Source organism: uncultured Fibrella sp. (assembly GCF_964250085.1).
Classification (GTDB): Bacteria; Bacteroidota; Bacteroidia; order Cytophagales; family Spirosomataceae; genus Fibrella.
On record NZ_CAXUEC010000006.1, the window covers coordinates 303,592 to 323,726 of the forward strand.

At 53.4% G+C, this 20,135-nt stretch carries 14 protein-coding genes; 1 reads left to right on the forward strand and 13 read right to left on the reverse strand.

All coding sequences use genetic code 11. The annotated features are described in order from the left end of the window. Positions 1 to 93: 93 nt before the first annotated feature. From ACFE8Q_RS19710 to ACFE8Q_RS19750, 9 genes are all read right to left on the reverse strand, one after another. Complete coding sequence (locus tag ACFE8Q_RS19710) at positions 94 to 438, reverse strand: nuclear transport factor 2 family protein (RefSeq protein ID WP_375447152.1); 345 nt, start codon at positions 436 to 438, stop codon at positions 94 to 96. 255 nt (positions 439 to 693) lie between these two features. Further along, a complete protein-coding gene (locus ACFE8Q_RS19715; protein WP_375447153.1) occupies positions 694 to 891 on the reverse strand; it encodes a hypothetical protein in 198 nt (65 codons plus the stop codon). 238 nt (positions 892 to 1,129) lie between these two features. After that, positions 1,130 to 2,029, reverse strand: coding sequence for a helix-turn-helix domain-containing protein (locus ACFE8Q_RS19720; RefSeq protein WP_375447154.1), 900 nt, complete (start codon positions 2,027 to 2,029; stop codon positions 1,130 to 1,132). A gap of 132 nt (positions 2,030 to 2,161) precedes the next feature. Next, positions 2,162 to 4,522 (reverse strand): beta-L-arabinofuranosidase domain-containing protein, encoded by a 2,361-nt coding sequence (locus ACFE8Q_RS19725; RefSeq protein ID WP_375447155.1) that lies wholly within the window; start codon positions 4,520 to 4,522, stop codon positions 2,162 to 2,164. Positions 4,523 to 4,573: 51 nt separating this feature from the next. Beyond that, a complete protein-coding gene (locus ACFE8Q_RS19730; RefSeq protein ID WP_375447156.1) occupies positions 4,574 to 6,997 on the reverse strand; it encodes a beta-L-arabinofuranosidase domain-containing protein in 2,424 nt (807 codons plus the stop codon). Positions 6,998 to 7,283: 286 nt separating this feature from the next. Next, the gene (locus tag ACFE8Q_RS19735; protein ID WP_375447157.1) at positions 7,284 to 7,901 is read right to left on the reverse strand and encodes a DUF4145 domain-containing protein; all 618 of its coding nucleotides are present in this window, start codon (positions 7,899 to 7,901) and stop codon (positions 7,284 to 7,286) included. 326 nt (positions 7,902 to 8,227) lie between these two features. Beyond that, positions 8,228 to 9,229, reverse strand: coding sequence for an NADP-dependent oxidoreductase (locus ACFE8Q_RS19740; RefSeq protein WP_375447158.1), 1,002 nt, complete (start codon positions 9,227 to 9,229; stop codon positions 8,228 to 8,230). After that, on the reverse strand, positions 9,226 to 9,669 hold the full coding sequence (locus ACFE8Q_RS19745) for an organic hydroperoxide resistance protein (RefSeq protein ID WP_375447159.1): 444 nt from the start codon (positions 9,667 to 9,669) through the stop codon (positions 9,226 to 9,228). The genes ACFE8Q_RS19740 and ACFE8Q_RS19745 overlap by 4 nt, the downstream gene beginning before the upstream one ends. Positions 9,670 to 9,673: 4 nt before the next feature. Continuing rightward, on the reverse strand, positions 9,674 to 10,123 hold the full coding sequence (locus ACFE8Q_RS19750) for a MarR family winged helix-turn-helix transcriptional regulator (protein ID WP_375447160.1): 450 nt from the start codon (positions 10,121 to 10,123) through the stop codon (positions 9,674 to 9,676). 329 nt (positions 10,124 to 10,452) lie between these two features. Here ACFE8Q_RS19750 and ACFE8Q_RS19755 point away from each other — a divergent pair, with 329 nt between their 5' ends. Then, a complete protein-coding gene (locus ACFE8Q_RS19755) occupies positions 10,453 to 11,676 on the forward strand; it encodes an ABC transporter permease (RefSeq protein ID WP_375447161.1) in 1,224 nt (407 codons plus the stop codon). Between the two features lie 35 nt (positions 11,677 to 11,711). Here ACFE8Q_RS19755 and ACFE8Q_RS19760 read toward each other — a convergent pair whose 3' ends face one another. The 4 genes from ACFE8Q_RS19760 to ACFE8Q_RS19775 all read right to left on the reverse strand — a co-directional run bounded on the left by ACFE8Q_RS19760 (position 11,712) and on the right by ACFE8Q_RS19775 (position 19,750). Then, positions 11,712 to 14,162 carry an ABC transporter permease gene (locus tag ACFE8Q_RS19760; RefSeq protein ID WP_375447162.1) on the reverse strand — a complete coding sequence of 817 codons (2,451 nt, stop codon included), beginning with the start codon at positions 14,160 to 14,162 and terminating at the stop codon, positions 11,712 to 11,714. 65 nt (positions 14,163 to 14,227) lie between these two features. Continuing rightward, entirely contained in the window at positions 14,228 to 16,612 is a 2,385-nt protein-coding gene (locus ACFE8Q_RS19765; protein WP_375447163.1) for an ABC transporter permease, read from the reverse strand. Positions 16,613 to 16,687: 75 nt separating this feature from the next. Then, a complete protein-coding gene (locus ACFE8Q_RS19770) occupies positions 16,688 to 17,317 on the reverse strand; it encodes a GIN domain-containing protein (RefSeq protein WP_375447164.1) in 630 nt (209 codons plus the stop codon). A gap of 18 nt (positions 17,318 to 17,335) precedes the next feature. Continuing rightward, entirely contained in the window at positions 17,336 to 19,750 is a 2,415-nt protein-coding gene (locus tag ACFE8Q_RS19775) for an FtsX-like permease family protein (RefSeq protein ID WP_375447165.1), read from the reverse strand. Between the last annotated feature and the right edge of the window lie 385 nt (positions 19,751 to 20,135).

Below are 20,135 nucleotides of genomic sequence, written 5' to 3' on the forward strand. Positions count from 1 at the left end.
CATAACAAATCGGCCAACGTACCCGGATCATCAGGTACGTTGGCCGATTTGTTTTAGTCAGGCTGGCCGACGATAAGGGGTTGTGTGAACCAGTTAATGGTCGATAACCATCGTCTGCACTTTGTCCTGTTCAAAGCGATAAACATGGTTTAGCTGTTCATCGCTCAGCACCTGGCCATCCAGGTCTTTAATAACCTGGTGAACCTTAACAGAAATCCGGCCGTCGGGGAGCGTCTCAAAGGAGAGGGGTTCCACCTTAGGGTTGATTTGCTGCCATTGGCGTAGCCAATACGCCCGTACTTCGTCGTGGCCAGCCACATACCCCCCCTCCCACCCATTGGGCCAGGCCACATCGGTGTGCATGTGAGCTAAGACGGCATCGATCTGACGCGCATTAAAATCCTGATACAGTTGACGCAGTAGTGGTTGGTAATCCATGATTTGATGAAACGTTTTGATACATCGGTAAGTGGATCAAAACTAGATCAGGCCGTTACGGTCGAGCGTCGGTAGTAATTGAGATTTTAACAGATTTTCCTGAGATGACTGGATGATCGGTGAAAAACGCTGCCTAAAGCAGGAAGAAACACGATCGACCCGGACGCTGGTAGTGGAAACACAAGTAGGCAGATAGTTCGTCGACCGTACGTTAATCAGACATGGTGACTAAGGAGAGGTTATATAAAGCCTGCGCTATTTCATGAGATCGTTTGCTTCCTGAATCATCTGTTCACTGGTCAACACTCTCATCTTCGGATCAATCTGGAACAACTCATCGGTCAGGGGCTGCGCTTTCACAGATTCGATGGTATACCGATTCAGCCAGGCCTGAGTCCAGGCTTCACTTTCCATTCCTATTGATAGGGCAAGTATGATAACGAATAAACGCATTGCTCAGCAAGGTCAATATGTAGCTAATCTGTCTCGCCGATAGCAAGCACAGCCCCGGCAAGGTATAGAGTTAGTAACTAACTGCATGCTTCTGTAACAACGTACCTGTACTGGCCTGTAGACCGATGTCAGCCCTGATTGGCTATAGCCTGAACACGCCCTGGGCGTCGACAGCGATCGACCATATAAACCGGAGCCTTACTGGCGCTGATCGTCGTTGCCCGGCTGGTGGCGTAGGTTAGAGCGAATGCCCTTCCAAAGCCACACCAGGCGACGCGTTGTACCGGCGGATATACTGACCCGGCGACATACCCATTATTTCTTTGAACTGACGATTGAAGTTAGACAGGTTCGTATACCCGCAGGCAAAGGCAATTTGGCTGATGGTTTGTTTCGATTCGCGCAGGTTCCGGCACGCGTGTTCGACCCGCACTTCGTTGAGCAACGTTGAAAACGTTTTGCGGGTGTGCTGGCGGAAGAACCGGCAAAAAGCACCCGGCGTTAGATTGGCCCGGCTGGCAACGTCTTCCAGCGTGATTGGGGAGTGGTAGTTTTCCAGCATGTAGGCAAACACCCGCTCAAGTCGCTGGTGATCTTCTGGCCGTTGGGGCTGGGTAAACGCCGACACCGACAGCATCTCCCGCCCGTCATTGACGGCCATATAATCCAGCATACTGAGCAGCGTCAGCAACTGGTCGAAGGGGCGTTGCAGCGGTAGGGCCTCAAACTTGGCAATCAGCGGGTGCCCCTCCTGGCAACGAAACCGAATGCCATGCTGCGACTCGCTCAGCAGTATCAGCAGGTGCCGGGTTTCGGGCATGTTAAGTACCGTCTGCTCCAGTTGTTCGGCCCTGAAAAGTACAGATACTGAGGCCGAACGCCGGGTCGACTGGGGGAGAAAATAGTCGGGGTCATTGCGCAGTACGTGCGGCAGGTTCGACCCCAGCATCAATATATCGTTCCGGCCAAAGCGATCTATCTTATCGCCCACGATCAGCGTTCCCTCCCCTTCCCGAATCAGCGTCAACTGAATTTCTGGATGGAAATGCAGATGGCCGTAAAAGTGGGATAAGTTGTCCTGTTCAAGACGAAAGCAGCGATCATCTACAGCGGGAACTTTGAATAATAGTGGCTTCATTGATAGATTTTTTACAGGCAACGTCAGCTTACCTGCTAATCTAGTGAATATACTATCACTACGGGTCAAGTACATCAACTATCCCTCATCAATGCATCTGTAGTGTAAAACCGGGTTTATTCAGGTACGTGTTTACTCACGCGCCATGCGGACGCCGTAGACAGGCCCGGCCGAATTGCCAGGCTTAGCCTGTAGCTTCACCGTGACAGCCGATTTACCCTTCGTCAGTTCAGTGGGAATTTTATACGGAATTTCGTAGAAACGGCTTTCCTTATACTTGTTAAGGTCTTCGTTTGCCACCACCTTTCCGTCGATCATCACTTCAAACTGTCGGCCCCGGTTGTCCATGCCCCAGTACGTACCGATGAGGATATTCTGCGCCTCTGGGTCGGTCTTCATCGTAAAGGTCAGGGCATTCCCCTCGGTCGCTACCCGAAACTTGCGGGTATGGTCTTCGCCAGTCTCCATTTTCTCGCCCGTCAGGTTGTGGTCGCGTTCGGGCTGCATCTCGCCCATCCGCAGCAAGTCGACGGTCCGGCTTTCGAGGTCGGCGGCATCGCGGCGTTTCTGCTCATATACGGCTTGTTGCTTCTGCCAGCCGTCGGGCGTGAAGACATCCCAGTACACAGTATAGAAGTTACGCTGCAACTCGTAAAAAGGTCGGAGCGTCACGACCGATTGCGTACCGGTGCTGCCGGTCGTGAATACCAGCGGTGTACCGGTGGGTTTGATAAACGCGTTTGGGTCGGCGGTGGTGGTCACAAATACAGGTACGCCCTGAGCGGGGTCCGGTTCTTTCTCGCCCAGATCACCCGCCAGCAGCACCGGACCAGCGAAAAACGCCTGCCTTGCCGGATTGTCAGGCATCGCCATGTAACGCAGGTTAGCCGGTAATGTCAGGTCGATCCGGTCGTCTTTCTTCCAGGTACGTTCCACAACCAGATAGCCATTCTGCATGACGCCCGGAACCGTTTTTCCATTGACCTGTATGGTCATCGCACCAGCCAGCCAGGCAGGTTTCCGAATCCGAACGGGAATTTTTAAGGCCTTGTCGGGCTGCATCGTCAGCGAGACCTTCGGGTCTGTCGGTACATTCGCGTTCATCGTCAGGCGTAGTCCTTTTTCTGCCCAGGTCAGCTCCGAGGGAATAAACAGGTTGACGTACAGGCTTCCGTCGGCACCTTTAAAATAGATGCTCTCGCCGTATTTAACGTGGTTTTCCATGCCAGTGCCCACGCAGCAGGTGAAGCTCTCTTCTTCGTCGCTGAAATGTTTGCGCGTACCCATTCGGAGCGGTACAAAGTAGCAGACCATGCCGTTCTGATGATCCTGCGACGCCAGAATATGGTTATACAGCCCGCGTTCATAAAAATCCATGTAGGCCGCGTTGGGCCGCAGCGCGAACAGATGCCGGGTCAACTTCAGCATGTTGTGCGTGTTGCAGGTTTCCATCGTGTTGTCGGTCAGCTTATCATTCAGTTGATCGGGCGCACTCAGGTATTCGTAGTTGCTGTTGCCACCGGGCGCGTAGGTGTGGTGGTTAACGACTGTACTCCAGAAAAAATCCGACATAGCCAGATCGGGCTGATTACCCGTCAGTTCATACCGCCGGATGGTGCCTACCAACTTGGGAATCTGCGTGTTGGAGTGCCGACCAGGGAGAATGTCTTTCTGGTGCGCCAGCGAATCGAGTACCCGTCGATCGTGGAATTTGCAGGACAGGTCGAGGTATTTTTTGTTGCCCGTCAACGCATAGGTGTTCACCAGTACCTCGTTCATGCCGCCGTATTCGCAGAGCAGCATCTGCTGAAGTTGAGCATCGTTGAGGTTTTTGAGCGTTTGACCGGTCCAGTCAGACAGGCCCACGTTGATGGCCAGCGCTTTTTCGTTATGGCAGTACAGATACGCATCGAGGAGCCCCGCCATGACCTTATGCACTGTGTACCAGGGCGACCAGGCGCCGTTCAGGTCGAAACCCCGCGAACGGATGTTGCCCTGCGCCACCTCGGCAAATACGGTGTCTTCCTTCGGAATGGCCCCGATATAGCCCGTTTTTCGCGCCTGCTGACACGCCGCCAGTTCGTCGATCAGGTAGTTGACCCGCCTGAGGTAGTCGGGGTCGTTGGTGGTTGCGTAGTGCAGCGCCAGCGCCGACAGGTAATGCCCCAGCGAGTGGCCCGCCAGCCCCGACGATTCCCAGCCGCCGTATTTTGGGGCCTTTGGCTTCAGCCCCGAATGCGCCCGAAATTCCGACAGCAGCCGGTCGGGATTTAGCGCCAGTAGAAAGCGCGCGTCGGCTTCCATTGCCCGCTTGAATGGACTATCGAGCAATTTCACCGCCGACAGCGGAAACGAATATGCCTGCATCGACACCGCCGTTTTAACATGAATACGCGGGTCATTTTCCTCCGGCAGGTACGTCTGGGCACAGGCAACGCCCGCCACAAGCAGGGCAGCTACCAAGGCGCCTGTTACTGAATAACGGTACGGCATGGGCTATGAAAAGTAGGTACGTTGGAACACCAGTCGAGGCGGGAAGTGGACTCATTTCTCGCCCACGCTCCACTCCAGAATGCCACTGGAAGCGTCTTTGGGCAGTTGCACGAGCATTCGCAAAGCGCCGGTCTGGATGGGCTCGAAGGTTACCTCGTTGAACTTGTCTTTACTGACGGTATAGGGCGTTCTGGTTTTTACTTCCTGCCATTCGCCACCGGCCGTCTGGTAGAGCAGGTTCCACGAGGCCGGAATGCGGCACCCTCCCCACGGGCCATCGTCAAACCAGTATACGCTGACCGACGACACCGTGGCGGGTTTGGCAAACGTATATTGCACCCACTGCATCGTGTCTTTTTTGGGCCACCAGTGGTAGTAGATATTGTCGTGGTCGTTGGAATTTTTGGGCGTATCCTGATCGTTCAGCGCAGCCAGGGCTTTTGTCTTGAGCGAAGCCGAGATCGTGCTCGATGAGGCGAGCGTAGGAGCCGGTGTAGGTTTGGCCGAGGTGGGTTTTGTGGCCAGCCACACGGCCATTTCGCCGTTTCCCCGGTTGGCCCAGGCATAATACGGAATAGCCGTAAATGGAGCCGGTGTGGTTTCCAGTTGCCCGTTGGTGGTCCGTTTTACCTTGGCGGCCTCACCCGTGATGATCTCCGCGCCCCCCAACACAGTTGGCTTATAGGTAGCCTGAAGCCGCGCCTGATCGGGCAACATGTAGTCGAGCACGTGTCCATCCGGTGCGTCGGGCCATTCGGCGCAGTAGACGATCGGCCCGCGTTCCAGCGCGACCCTGTCCTGATCGGCCTTGACCTGCGGATTAGCCTGCACCCGCCGAATATCCATCGGCAGCGACAGCCGGACCACATCATTTTTTTTCCAGGTCTGGCGCAATACGGCGTACCCATCTTCCAGCTTATAACTGACCTTTTTGCCGTTGATGGTCAGCGTAACGGGGTTGTCAGACTGGGCGGCAAAGTGGTACAGCTCACCTGGTACAGCTTCATTTCGCGCCCAGCCAGGGATACGGATGGCCAGTTCAAACGCTTTGCTACTGGCCGGATTAATCGTAAACGCGATGTCGCCGTTCCACGGATATTTCGTTTCCTGCGCCAGACTTACGGGCGTTCCGCTGAGCGTTACACTGGCCGTGCTGTTGACAAAAAGATTGGCATAAATCCGGTCGCCGCGTTGCGCATATACGTACCCGGGCATCGAGGGAATGAAGCGGCACACGTTACTGGGACAACAGGCGCAGCCAAACCAGGCCGACCGGGCATGTTGGCCCTGCGATTGTAATGGATTGGGATAGAAAAACCGGTCGCCGCTCAGCGACACACCGGATAGCATCCCGTTGTAAAGCGTCCGCTCAAGTACATCGTAATATTTGGCATCACCGTGAAGCAGAAACAGCCGCTGATTCCAGTAGATCGTGCCGATGGCCGCGCAGGTTTCGTTGTAGGCACTCATATTGGGCAGGCTGTAGTCCGGCCCAAACCCTTCGTGTCCGCCCTCGGCTCCGATGCCCCCGGTGAGGTAATATTTCCGATCGACTACATCGTGCCAGATTTTGTCGATGGCGTTCACGTACGCTTTATCACCCGTAATAGCGGCCACATCGGCCATGCCCGAGTACATGTAAGTGGCCCGAACGGCGTGCCCCACGGCTTCGGTCTGTTCCGTAACGGGCTTGTGGTCCTGGCTGTATTCCTGGCCTTTCCCCCGCACATCGAGCAGGAATTTGGCCAGGTCGAGATACGCTTTCTTACCGGTTGTGCGGTAGAGCTTTACCAGCCCCATCTCCACAATCTGGTGGCCCGGCGAGTAGTGCAACCGGCCGGGACCGAAATCCCGCACCAGTAAATCGGCGTTTTTCAGGGCTACGTGTAGCAGGGTCTTTTTGCCCGTTGCCTGGTAATGCGCTACGGCCGCTTCAAAGAGGTGCCCGCTGTTGTAGAGTTCATGGCTCAGGTCCGATTCTTTCTCCCAGCGTTTCAGCCCTGACCACGGGTGCGGGTGGGCCGGGTCGATGGTGCGGGCCGTGTAGAGATAACCGTCGGGTTCCTGAGCGCTGGCCACGTAGGTAATGAGCGAATCGACGCGCGCCTCCAGCTTCTTGTCCGGGTACGTTTGCAGCGAATAACTGGCTCCCTCGATGATCTTATAGATGTCGGTATCATCGAAAGGAAACTCGGTGCAGAATTTGGTCCCCGGCTTCAAATGTCCGGCTACCAGAAAATTGTCGACCCGGCCCGTACTGTAGCAGTGTTTCAGCGCAATCGGGATGGTCACATCATGGTTGAGCCGAATTCGCGGTGCCCAGAAGGTATCGGTCACCTTGACGGCCGTAAACGGGACCGGCTGAATGGGGTAATCTCCCCCCTGCCCGGTTTGGGCAAAACCCGAATGTAGTAGCCCGGCACAGACAATGGCCAGCAGGTAGTTGACCGGTTTTTTAGGCGAGATAGCGCGCATGACAGGATGGCCCCCAGATATCTGTTCATAAAGCCGGACCGGAATAAGGCAAAACAGGGCAACCAGTAGGGCAACGTGGCTACCGATACGAAGATAGCGTGTGCGGCTGCCTAACGTTGCGCGACAATTCGCCGAACCTGATAGTTTTTTAACCAGTGCGCACATAAGTGACTTTATGCTAAAGCTCTCCGAGTCAGCATACTATACAATAAAGCAATGATCTCGTCTGATTCGCCGATTCTTTCTACCTGATTAACGTACCTACGCTGATCGCTTTTGGGCGTGACTATTCATGCTTAACCGATTTGGCGGCACCGTTCAGGCTGATACCCGCCTGAGGCGACACGATCGGTTTAGGCTCCGACAGTTTTTCCATTTTATCGTGCAGTTGCTGAATCCGGCCGGGCAGGATGAAAATATACTCGATCAGATCGTCGAGCAGATCGACCATGAGAGAGGCAATCTCCTGATTTGGCTCTTTCTCCAGATCGAAATGCGCGCCGATATTCCCGCCTTTCCGAATAGCATCGGCCAGCGTTGAAATGGGCTTCGACAGGTCGATCTGTGTCAGTAGCGCCCTTAATTGAGTGGGCAGGTTTTTGTTCTTATGTTCCTCAGCAACAATAGATTGGGTGATTCCTTCCAGCACCCGCCGGCACAGGATGGTGGTGGCTGTCCATTCCTGCGCATTCAACACGTTGATGGTTGAGAAATAGGCACGTTTCAAGCCCTCTTCTATCTTGCCCGTTTCGGCAATGCCCGGTAGTGGTTGCCGAATATCGTCATTAGGCGTGATGAACAACTGCCCCGATCGAACGCCTTTCTCGGTGGTGCTGTCTGTCATCAGAATGAGCGTGGCCGTTTTCTGGCAGGCGGGACAATGCGCACTGCAATGCTCTACCACATACGTTTTTGGGTTGTCCCACGGCAACGACAGGTTAACGCGGCGTCGGCAGTGGGGACACGTTGTATCGATTGAGACAGGGAGGTTATAGTTATCCTTGAGTACCTGGACAACATAACACTGGGATGGTATATGTCTTAACATTCGATGGGGAAGGCTGAACTGGTTGGGTCACTACGGTACGCAATAGCAAATTAACATATTTAAATCTATTGGCTATATAGCGTAACCAGCTAAAATCATGCCTAATCGCAACAATAGTGCCATATCGAAAAGGCCAGCCCATTTATGTGGACTGGCCTTTTTAAGCTACATACCGCTGACCATCATTGCACGTCAACGATCATTTTACCGGTATTCTGGCCCGAGAAAAGACCAAGCATGGCCGTTGGTAGTTTATCGAAGCCTTTGAGCGTGGTTTCTTTGTAGTGCAATTTGCCTTCGTTGACCCAGGCGGCAAGTTGCTTCATGCCTTCCCCAAACCGCGCCTGATAGTTACCAATGGTAAAGCCTTTCATCAGTACGCTTCGGGTCAGTAACATGGGTTGAATGCGTGGTCCCATCGGCACTTCTGTGGTGTTATACAGGGCGATCTGGCCACAAAGCGGAATACGGGCGTGAAAGTTAAGGTTCCTGATAACAGCGTCAGATACCTCGCCGCCCACATTGTCGAAGTACACATCGACACCTTCGGGGCAGGCTTCGGCAATGGCATCGGCCAGATTCCCGGCCGTTTTGTAATTCACCACGGCATCGAACCCGAACTCGTCTTTCAGCAAGGCTATTTTGTCGTCTGACCCCGCAATACCCACTACGCGGCAACCTTTTAGTTTGGCAATCTGCCCAACAATTATACCCACCGCACCAGCCGCACCCGATACAACCACGGTTTCGCCGGGCTGCGGATTACCAATATCGAGCAGGCCGAAATAGGCCGTTAGGCCAGGCATACCCAGAATACCCAGGTAATAGCTTGGCGGCACCAGGCTGGCGTCGATCTTCTTCAGGCTTTTGCCCGGCAGCACCGAACGGGTGGCCCACGGAAGGCTACCCGTTACCAGATCACCAGCCGTAAGTTCGCCGAACTTACTGTCAATCACGGTAGCAACAGCCCCGCCAGCTAGTGGTTGATCCACTTCAAACGGCGGTATGTACGATTTGCCTTCGTTCATCCGGCCACGCATGTAGGGATCAACGGAGAAGTAGGTCGCCTTGATTAATACGTCGCCTTCGGTCAGTTCGGGCAACGTCAGGTCTTCGACGCGAAATGTGGCCGCATCGGGCATTCCCTTTGGACGTGATGCCAGTACAATCTGCTGATCACTCATGCCGCTACCGACGCTTCGTTGGTGGTTACCGTCAGTGCCACGTCGATGTTGCCACGGGTCGCATTTGAATAGGGGCAAACCTGGTGCGCTTTCTGAACCAGTTCGTCGGCCACCGACTGCTCAACGCCGGGTACGTTCACGTTGAGCGCGACGGCCAGCCCGAAACCGCCGGCTTCCAGTTTACCAATACTTACATCGGCGGTTACGGTGGTGATACCGGTTTTCACTTTCGCCATCCGGGTCACCAGATTCAGGGCGCTATCGAAGCAGGCCGCGTAGCCGGCGGCGAATAGTTGTTCCGGGTTGGTGTAGGCCCCGCCCGCGCCGCCCATTTCGCGCGGTACGCGAACGTCGAGGTTCAGAACCTGATCAGATGATGTTACGTGGCCATCGCGGCCGCCGGTAGCTGTGGCCTGAGCCGTGTAGAGTGCTTGAAACATGGTTTTATTGGTTATAATCGGTTGTTGTTGTTTGTGAAATCTGATATAAAAGTGTGACGAGTTGCTGCTGAAGATTAACTGCCTGTTGATCATCCATGTGCAGACTGGCCTGTAGCTGAGTTGGAATGTCGGCGGCTAATTCCCGGAGGTTCCGGCCTGCTTCGGTAAGCAGGATGGTTACCTGCCGCTCGTCGGCCGGGTTACGCTGTCGGGTGATGAGCTTTTTCTGCTCCAGCCGTTTGAGCAACGGCGTCAACGTACCTGAGTCGAGCAGCAGTTTAGCACCAAGCTCCCCCACCGTTTTGGTGTCGGCCTCCCAGAGCACCAGCATAACCAGATACTGCGGGTAGGTCAATTCCAGCTTTTCCAACATCGGCCGATACAACGCAGTCAACTGCCGTGACAGGGCATACAGTGGAAAGCAGAGTTGATTTTGCAGCAGTAATTTTTTCATCTTTCACAATTAAATTGTGCACAATATATTCAACAAGTAGAGGACAGTAAAGTTTCGTATTGGTTGCTGTTTTCTTGTGAATGAGGAATTGGCACGGTGTACTGTAGGCTTCACGAGGCAGGTCCTTCGACCAGGCGTCAGCAACACACCGCGCGAAGCCTACAGCAACACAGCATACAGATAAACAACGAATAACCCTGGTAGACATGCACCCCAGGCTGGACCAAATACGCCTGCGTCATCAGCCGCTTATCACATACCCATTGTCTGGATGCGACAAACCGTGCTATTTCGTGAAAGCCGCACATAAGCGCGGGTGGCACCCTCCGATGAAGAAAATCCTTGTTTCGTTTGCCACCGCTCTGCAAAACATTCGCAGCCGGTTTTTCCATACGGTGCTGTCGATCCTGGGCATTGTTATTGGCGTGGCGGCGCTGGTTGCTATTCTCTCGCTGATCGACGGCATGGAGCAGTACGCGCAGGAACAGATTACCAAAACGACGTCGCTGAAGGCAATTATCGTGCAATCGAACCCGTATAAAACGGTGAACGATGTGCAGGTACGTAAGGCCGATTATGCGCATTTCACTCCTCAGTCGTTCCAGAAAATGCGTACGTCGTTGGCCAAACCCGCCATGACGTACCTGTATTGTCGGCAGAACGGCGAGTTGGTATTACAGGCACCAGCTCGCAAAACGGGCGCTATTATCACCGGCCTAACCTTACCCCTTCATCCCGATTTAACGATTATTCACGGCCAGACATTTACCGAAGCCGATCTGAACAGTCAGCGCCCGGTGGCTTTCATCAACCAGAAACTGGCGAAGCAACTGGCGGGTAAACAACCCGAAAAAACAGCAATTGGCCAGCAGGTAACCTACAACGGGAAGAAGCTGACGATCATTGGTATTTCGGCCGACAAAGACGCCAAGGCGGGGCAACTTCTGATGCCCATCACATTGATATCAGACAGCACGCTGAACGCAACGCCGCCTATGTGCGTGATTGAAGCCGACCGGGTTGAAGACGTACCCGCGCTGAAAACCGAAGTCGAAGGCTGGCTAAAGACGAACATGAACGGTCAGCAGGCCGATTTTGCGGTTATCACCAACGGACAACGCGTTGATCAGGCCGCAAAAGGGTTTCTGCTGTTCCGGCTCATCATGGGTCTGATCGTCGGCATTTCGGTGTTGGTGGGTGGCATTGGCGTCATGAACGTACTACTGATTTCGGTCACCGAACGAACCGTAGAAATTGGCGTTCGTAAAGCACTCGGAGCCAAACGCCGGGATATTCTCTGGCAGTTCCTGTCCGAGTCGATCACCATTTCCACCCTGGGCAGTTTGCTGGGCCTGACACTGGGGGTTTTGAGCACGCTGGCGTTTATTCCCATCATTAAAGCCATTACCGATGTACCCTTTCAGGCTGCCTACACCTGGAATACGTTCGGCCTCATCATCGCCATTGCCATGCTGATCGGCATCATCTTCGGCACGTACCCAGCCATGCGTGCCGCCCGCCTCGACCCCGTCGAAGCCATCCGCCGGGAGTGATGGGCAGGACTGAGTAGAGACGCAAGGATGCGTCTCTACTCAGTCCGCAGGCTCTTTACCGGATTCACCAGTGCGGCTTTCAGGCTTTGGAAACTCACCGTGAGCAGGGCAATGCCAATGGCCAACGTACCTGACAGGGCGAAGACCCACCACTCGATGTCGATCTTATAGGCGAAATCGGCCAGCCAGTTGTTCATGGCGTACCAGGCAATGGGACTAGCGATGACGAGCCCGACCAGAACTGGTTTCAGAAAATCTTTCGATAACAGGGCCACAATGCTACCTATGCTGGCACCCAGCACTTTCCGAACGCCAATTTCTTTCGTGCGCTGAATGGTTGTCAGGTACGTCAAACCGAATAGGCCTAACGACGCCACGATGATTGCCAGCATGGCAAAAAGGCCTGTTAATTGCGCAAACGTCCAGTCTATCCGATATTGCTGGTTGAAAAAATCGTCCAGGAAGAAATAGGAGAATGGGCTATCAGGAAACGTTTTCTGCCAGATCTGCTGAATGGCAACAATGGTCTGCGGCAGGTTCTGCTGGCCTACATTGACCGTGAAATAGCCGTCGGGAGCATCGCCCAACTCAAAAATTACCGGGTCAAGGGCCTTTTTAAGCGACAGTTGGTGGTAGTCTTTCAATACGCCAATAATCGTTGGCGTGCTTTGAACCCGATAGTTTATCCGCTGTCCGATAGCCTTTCCGGCTGTAGCGTACCCTAGCAAACGAGCCGCCGTTTCGTTGATCACCACCGATTGGCCAAATACCGCATCAGTACCATAGGCTTTTGAAAACCAACGCCCCGCTATTAATTGAGTACCAAACGTGCGTTGAAAATCATAGTCGACCTGTGAAAAATAAAAACGGCCAGCCGATTCCTCTTCCCCTTGGTTGAGCCGCCTTACAAGCCCTGCCTTAGACAGCCCTGCGATAGGTTTACCCGGAATCAGATTAGACGCAGTTACCTGTTTAACGGCAGGCATTGCCAGCAACCCGACTTTAATTTGCTGCAATTTGGTCAGGTACGTCGAATCGGTTACGGCCGGGCCGTTGAGCACAAGAAGCTGCTCTAGCTTGACACCTATATCATACCGCTGCATGAATGTAAGCTGGCGATACATGACCATCGAACCGGCTATCAGTAGCATCGACAACATGAACTGAAATACGACCAGCCCTCTCCGCAGCGAAAGTCCATGCCCGGCCTGTAGCCACTGCCCACGTAATACGAAGGCTGGCTGAAACCTGAGGCCGACAAAAATCGGGTAAACGCTGCTCAGGAAAAGGCCGACCGTGAATAACCCAACGCCTACTGGCAACCACGCCTGATTCAGCAGCATACCGAGCGTTAGCGGTTGGCCAACCAGCTCATTAAATGCTGGTTGCACCAGCGTCACCAGCAGAACGGCCAGGCAGAAACTCAACCCATTCAGAAGCAATGCTTCCACCAAAAACTGCCGGATCAAATCACCGCCCGACGCGCCCGTCACTTTTCGTAACCCAACTTCTTTGGCTCGTTCACTAGCCCGCGCTGTGGTCAGATTAACGTAGTTGATCCAGGCAATCAGCGACGTAAACAAGGCAACAAGCAGGAGTACCGATACCATCAGTCGGCTCCCGTTCGGGCTCAGTTCGCCCAGCAGGGGCGAATCCAGATGAATAGTGGTTAACGGCTGAAGCAGCAAGGCATCTTTGCTTGTTGTGCCCATTGCCTGCTTAACGAAGCCGGGCAATTTAGCCTCCAGCGCCGCCGCAGACGACCCCGGCCTGAGCAACACGTAGGTGTAGAAAGTATCACCCCAGTTCGAGAGTTCGGCCTCGCCCCGCGAAAACAGGTTAAATGATACCAGTGCGTTGACCTGTAGGTGAGAGTTGGCAGGCGTATCGGCCAACACGCCCGTCACGGTATAATAGCTGACCTCCTGATAGTCATCACCCGTCCAGTCGCCGTAACCACCCGTCATCTTGAGCGTTTTGCCAATGGGATCTTCTGTACCGAAATACTTCTGCGCCAGTGCCTGTGTAACAACAATCGACTTTGGATCGCGCAACAACGTACTGGCATTTCCCTTTACCAGTGGAAACGAAAAAAACGTCAGGAACGATGGGTCGGCGGCCAGGATGTTTTCTTCCCGGAACAGCCTGACCTGACCGGGTTTTTCGTAGCTCAGGAGTGCCGTAGACCGGTGGAAACGCATAACGGAAGCGACCTCCGGGAAGGTGTTCTGTATCCCCTTTCCGACCGACGCGAACGTGGTGGCTTTGGCCGTAACTGCACCGGCGTCGTTCACCTGATTGTATTGGATTCGATACATGTTGGTGGCCTGCCGGTGGAACGAATCGTAACTTCGTTCGAAACTCACGTACTCCAGAATAAACAGACTGGTAGCCATGCCTATAGCTAATCCGGCCACATTTACCGAGGTAAAAACGCGGTGTTTCCGCACGTTTCGAAAAGCAATTTTGATGTAGCTCTGTAGCATATACAGTCGTCCAAGGCTCCAGCCTTGGTGTGTCTATCTGAGTCCATAGCTGGAGCTATGTATGACTATTCACTTCGTAAACTTTTCACCGGATTCATCAGGGCGGCTTTCACGCTCTGGAAGCTCACCGTCAGCAGGGCAATGCCCACCGCCAACGTACCTGATAGGGCAAAGACCCACCACTCAGTATCGACTTTATAGGCAAAACTCTGTAGCCAGTGAGTTACGGCGAACCAGGCCAATGGCGAAGCAATCACGATGGCAATGATCACCAGTTTCAGAAAGTCTTTTGAGAGTAGCGTGACAATACTGGCCACGCTGGCACCCAGCACTTTACGAACGCCGATTTCTTTGGTCCGCACTTCAGCGGCATACGCAGCTAAACCGAACAGGCCAAGGCAAGAGATCAGGATGGCGAGGGTGGTAAAGGCGAGCAACACCTGCCCCTGCTTTTGTTCGGCTTTGTACTGCTGCGAGAAATTCTCGTCCAGAAAGTGGAAGGTCACCTCGGCGCTCGGATCAAATTTTTGGTACACTGACTTGATGTACGCCAATGCTTCGGCCGTTTTGGCGGGCTGAATCCTGACATACAGATTATCTTTATCCGTCGGCGCGGGCATTCGCAACACCAGCGGCTCGATCTTATGCTGGAGCGAATACGTATGAAAATCGCTCACAACACCCACTACCCGTGCTTCGACCGTTTGGTCTTTGCCCATAAAATACTTGACGCGCTTACCGATTGGCTCCTGCCAGCCAAGCTTCTTCACCAGCGACTCGTTGACGAGCACCGCGCCCACCTGATCGCTCACTGATTCGGTGAAATGCCGCCCCCTCAGCAGCCTGACCTGCAACGTACTCAGGTAATCGGCATCGACCGAGAAGGTTTGTACCACTTGCGTACTGGTAGGCATGACGCCGTTCTGCTCGAAAAACATACCGTCGGCCCCGATATTGTTGTTGCCAATCGGGTTGCTCGCCGCCGCCACCTGTTCGATCAGCGGGCTTTTTCGGAGTTCATTTTTCAAGGCCTGCACCTGGGTACGTACCTGATCGCCATCAAGGTGAAACGTCAGTACCTGCTCTTTATTGAAGCCCAGGTATTTATGCGCCACGAAGTTCAACTGTCGGTAAATTACCCACGAGCCACTGATCAGCGCCACAGCCGCCACAAACTGAAACACCACCAGCGACTGACGGAACTGCCCACCACCCGACTGATTGGTCAGCCGACCCCGTAAGGCAATTACCGGCTTGAAACCAGACAATAACAGGGCCGGATAAAGGCCACTTACCAAGCCAAGCAACCCGGTAAATGCAAAAATTAACAGGCCGGTTAGTACCGGACCATGAGCCGTTATACCAAACGATTTGCCCGTCAACTCATTGAATAGGGGCAGAAACAGGTTGGCCAGCAACAGACCGGCAACACTGGCAAAAAAAGCCATCAGCATCGACTCGGTCAGAAACTGGCTGATAAGTTGCCCGCGTCGCGAACCAATCGCTTTCCGAACGCCCACCTCCCGCGTTCGGGCAATGGCGCGCACGGTGTACAGATTCACATAATTGATACCGGCAATCAGCAAGATCAGCATGGCCACGACGGCAAACGTGTAGACGGTGCTGCGTGTTCCGTTCGGGCTGATTTCGTAATCCAGGTGCGAATTCAGGTGGATAGCTGTCAGTGGTTGAAGCTCCATCCGGTAGGTCAGTTGACCCATCTCTTTCTTGAGGTACTTCTCGTAGAAACCGGGCAGTTTGGCCTCCAGTGTTTTAGGGTCGCTCCCATTGGCCAGCAGCAGGTACGTATACATCCCGAAATTCTGCCAGCCGCTGGTGTAGTTAGCCGGCAACGACCGGAGCGCACTAAACTGCAGATGCGAATTGGCCGGTACGTCGTCGATGACGCCCGTAACCCGGTTCGGAAAGTTATTCGAGAACGCGACGGTTTGTCCAACGGCTTTGTTGGCCTGGCCAAATAGCTTTTCGGCCAGGCTTTTCGTCAACACAATACTTTGCGGCTGTGCCAGTGCGGTTTTCGGGTCACCATATAAAAAAGGAAACGAGAACACCTCGAACATCGTCCGGTCGGCGAACAGGATATCACCGACGTTCAGCTTTTTGTCTTTGTAGGTGATGGGCCCGCCGCCCTCCGGCTGAATCCGAACGGTTTGTTCCACCTCCGGGTAGTCGCTTTTCAGTGCCGACGCGAAAGGTGCCGACGTGGGAGCCAGTTGAAGGTTTCCGCCCGGCCAGTTGGCGTAGTGCACCACGCGCACGATGCGATCAGCATTGGCATGAAACCGGTCATAGCTGAGTTCGTGGACAATGTACAGGCTCATGAGCCCGACAGCCGCCATACCAACGCCCATCCCAATAATATTCAAGGCGCTGAACAGGCGGTTCTTCCAGAGGTTGCGGAAGGCTATTTTGATGTATGATCTGAGCATAAGCGTAGCACCGACGCTCCAGCTTCGGTAGTTAAAGTAGTCTTCTTACCACCGAAGCTGGAGCGTCGGTGCTACTTAATTCGCAACGTTGATCACTTCGGCATTCGCATTCCGTACTTCATTTACGTCTCTGGCATTGATTCGAATGGTGGCGTTGGCCTGCGTCAGCACATTCGCTGTTGTCGCCAGTAACCCGGCGGCATCTATATGTCCATTGGCATTACTAACCAGATCGAAGGTTTTCACCTTGCCCTCCAGCCGTACATTGCCATTTGCCCCATTGACAAACGCAAATGATTCGCCCCGCAAACCTCTCACGGCCACATCACTGTTCGATCCGTGTCTGAAACGTTGCAACGTCGACGTTCTGATCACTACGTCGATGCTGGATTTGCTCACCCATAATGGTCTATTGCCTGGACTTTTAAACGCAAGCCGTAGTGTCCCATTCCGATCATCGACTACGAGCCACGACCGTAGGTTATCGTCGATACTAATCGTTACCGACGACTCGGAAGCACCCGCCTCGACTACGACCCGGGCCGGAAACTGGTCGATCTCGATCGCCTCGAAGGACTTTACCTGTTTGGTTTCACGAACAACCCGGCCATTCCCCCGTAGTTCATAACCGGGATCGTGCCTGGCAGTCTGGGCGTAGTGGCCAAACGGCAGCAATAGAGCGAATGCAATCAGTACAGGTTTCATGGCTGGGGATGAATGACTTTATTCTGATCGTAAACTCTTCACAGGGTTCACCAGGGCCGCTTTTATACTCTGGTAACTCACCGTCAGCACGGCGACGACAACAGTTGCCAGCAGGGCGATGCCGAAAATAGCCGGGCCAACATCGATGCGGTATTCAAACGATTTTAGCCATTGGCTCATGACCCACCAGGCAACCGGTGCTGCCAGCAGGAAGGCAATCGCAATCAGCCGCGCAAATTCCTGATTGAACAGCCACAGAATACTACCCGTACTGGCACCCAGCACTTTACGCACCCCAATCTCTTTCGTGCGCTGCATTACCATAAACAACACCAGCCCATAAAGACCCATGCAACCGATCAGCAACGCCACCGCCGCAAAAAAATTGACCAGCCGGCCCATCGTTTGTTCTTCCTGATACCGCTCCTCGATCTGATCGTCTACAAACTGGTGATCGAAGTAGCTTTCGGGATACACCTGATTATAGGCCGCCTCAAGCTGACTGATCACCCGCTGGAAGTTACCCGTCCGCAGTTGTAGGTTTGCGCTAAAATAATCTCTGGCCGACGTACTGAAGAATGACGGACCAATGGCGCTTTTCAGATCACTCTGGTTAAAATCTTTCAATACACCCACAATCTCAAGGGGTCCCCGGCCGCGTTTATGAATGAATTTACCCAGCAGTTGCGCCGGATCGCTGAAGCCGAGCTTCCGCACCATTGCTTCGTTGACCAAGGCCTCACGTGCCGTGTCCGACGGGTTTAAGTTACGGCCAGCTACCAGTTTCAGCCCAAATAGTGCCACGTACTTATCATCGATCCAGGCTTGCTGTGGGCCAAATTTCTCTTCTTCCGGCCGTGTATCGAACCTGATACTGGTAGTGCTTACCCATCCCGACTGGGGGGGGCCGCTCATCGAATAGCTAAGTCCAGCCACGTCGGGCAATGCTGTTGCCAGGTTGCGGAACGTAGTCATCTTGCTAATGTCCTGCTCAGGCAAAAGAGGCAGCCGTACGGTTAATAGGGCTTCTTTTTTGAAGCCGAGGTCTTTTGTCTGCACATAATGAAGTTGGCTGGCTACCACGATTAGCCCGATGATGAGCATCTGCGAAATGGCAAACTGCGTAACGACCAGGCCACGACGAATGGTGAAGCCGCCCGCTTGCCGGGTTGTGATTTTACCCGCCAGTGCCACCACCGGACGGAAACCAGCCAGCACCAAAGCCGGATACAGACCCGACAGTAAAATGATGCCAATGACCAGCAACGCCAACCAGCCCAGCACCGAAGGCGAGTAATAAAACGTGAACCGAAAAGCTCCGTGCAGGTACGTTTGCGCCAGCGATAGGCCGTACTTAAAAATACCGATAGCCAGCACCATAGACAGCGCAACAATCAGGGCCGTTTCGCCCATAAACTGCCCCAGTAGCTGGTTTCGTGTGCTTCCCAACACTTTCCGCACGCCCACCTCGCGCGACCGGTTCATGGCTTGTGCCGTAGCCAGATTCACGAAATTGATACTCGCCGTAATGACCAGAAACAGCCCAATTACAAGCAGAGACAGAATCAGGTTCTTGCTTACTCCATTGTAGTCAGTGGCAAAGTGCAGATCACGCAGCGGTGTGATAGGATAACGGGTTGTTTTAGTGTTAGTCGGGTTATGCTTTTTCAGAAAAGGAGGTAGATCACGATTCCAGTTAGCGGCTGTATACTCCTCATTGAGCGTCACAAAGCAGTGTGTACTGCTGTTGGTATTGGTAAAACTTTCGTCAAACGGGCGACCGAAAAAATCCTTAAGCGAAGCACGCGAGGCAATAAGTTCGTATGCATAATCGGTGTTATCGGCATAGTCGGTAAAGACGCCCACGATCCGGGCCGACGTGCGGCCATCCAGTTTCAGTACTTTACCCAGCACATTGGTAGTACCGAAATATTTCGTAGCCAGCTTCGCGCTCAATACCATTGTGCCGGGCTGATTCAGGTCGGCGGGACCACCAGTTACCCAGCTATAATCGAAGATTTGGAAATAGTCGGGTACGGTAAAGGCAGCATTGGTATGAGACTCTTTAAACTTTTTGTCGTTGCCCGACGTACCTGCACCAGTTTTTCCCGGCACAATCACCATTGGTTCCTCCCACTCTTCGATTATGGCCAAATGCTCGATCTCCGGGTGGTCTGTCTTCAACGCCTGACCAAATGTTTCGGGCACTCCGGGCGTAAAGAAATCGCCATCGGGTGTTTTAAAAGCCGACGTGAACTGATAAATCCGGTCGTAATTGGTATGGTGGGTGTCGGTACGGTAATGGTAGCGTACCAGCGCAAAAAGCAGCAGCGCACAACCAATGCCAAGCCCAAGCCCGGTAACGTTGATCAGGGCATACAGACTATTACGGCGAAGGGTCCGGAGGGCGATGGTCAGGTAAGATTGGAGCATAAGAAACGTTGTTGCTAGCAGGCACTTCGACGTAGAGGAAATGAGCGACCGGTTGCTTGTTGGCAGGATCAACACCCGTGCCACGACGCAAAAACAGGCTCTATTGGCTGTAAATGTCGTTTTTGCGTAAAATACTTGTCCGAAAATGGACATCTGGCTGTCCGCTGATGTACGGCAGAACTGTATCACGGATTAAAATCCGTAAGCCAGCAAAGCCGACGTTTTGGCACTATGACCAGTCAGTCCTCTAGTGGCTATTTTGATAAAAAAACGTGTTTCAAGCTTCTAAAACAGCCCTACTAACCTTTATGACTGTAACTTTTATTAAATCGATTAAACATTTTACCCGTATAAACGGTAAGCTTGCAGTGTTGAACGACATCGA

What these genes read in the sequence shown, in the direction of transcription:
- ACFE8Q_RS19775 (WP_375447165.1), bottom strand. Translation starts at nt 19,750, where the DNA reads ATGCTCCAATCTTACCTGACCATCGCCCTCCGGACCCTTCGCCGTAAT.
- ACFE8Q_RS19710 (WP_375447152.1), bottom strand. Translation starts at nt 438, where the DNA reads ATGGATTACCAACCACTACTGCGTCAACTGTATCAGGATTTTAATGCG.
- ACFE8Q_RS19755 (WP_375447161.1), top strand. Translation starts at nt 10,453, where the DNA reads ATGAAGAAAATCCTTGTTTCGTTTGCCACCGCTCTGCAAAACATTCGC.
- ACFE8Q_RS19760 (WP_375447162.1), bottom strand. Translation starts at nt 14,162, where the DNA reads ATGCTACAGAGCTACATCAAAATTGCTTTTCGAAACGTGCGGAAACAC.
- ACFE8Q_RS19765 (WP_375447163.1), bottom strand. Translation starts at nt 16,612, where the DNA reads ATGCTCAGATCATACATCAAAATAGCCTTCCGCAACCTCTGGAAGAAC.
- ACFE8Q_RS19745 (WP_375447159.1), bottom strand. Translation starts at nt 9,669, where the DNA reads ATGTTTCAAGCACTCTACACGGCTCAGGCCACAGCTACCGGCGGCCGC.
- ACFE8Q_RS19740 (WP_375447158.1), bottom strand. Translation starts at nt 9,229, where the DNA reads ATGAGTGATCAGCAGATTGTACTGGCATCACGTCCAAAGGGAATGCCC.
- ACFE8Q_RS19770 (WP_375447164.1), bottom strand. Translation starts at nt 17,317, where the DNA reads ATGAAACCTGTACTGATTGCATTCGCTCTATTGCTGCCGTTTGGCCAC.
- ACFE8Q_RS19730 (WP_375447156.1), bottom strand. Translation starts at nt 6,997, where the DNA reads ATGCGCGCTATCTCGCCTAAAAAACCGGTCAACTACCTGCTGGCCATT.
- ACFE8Q_RS19715 (WP_375447153.1), bottom strand. Translation starts at nt 891, where the DNA reads ATGCGTTTATTCGTTATCATACTTGCCCTATCAATAGGAATGGAAAGT.
- ACFE8Q_RS19720 (WP_375447154.1), bottom strand. Translation starts at nt 2,029, where the DNA reads ATGAAGCCACTATTATTCAAAGTTCCCGCTGTAGATGATCGCTGCTTT.
- ACFE8Q_RS19725 (WP_375447155.1), bottom strand. Translation starts at nt 4,522, where the DNA reads ATGCCGTACCGTTATTCAGTAACAGGCGCCTTGGTAGCTGCCCTGCTT.
- ACFE8Q_RS19750 (WP_375447160.1), bottom strand. Translation starts at nt 10,123, where the DNA reads ATGAAAAAATTACTGCTGCAAAATCAACTCTGCTTTCCACTGTATGCC.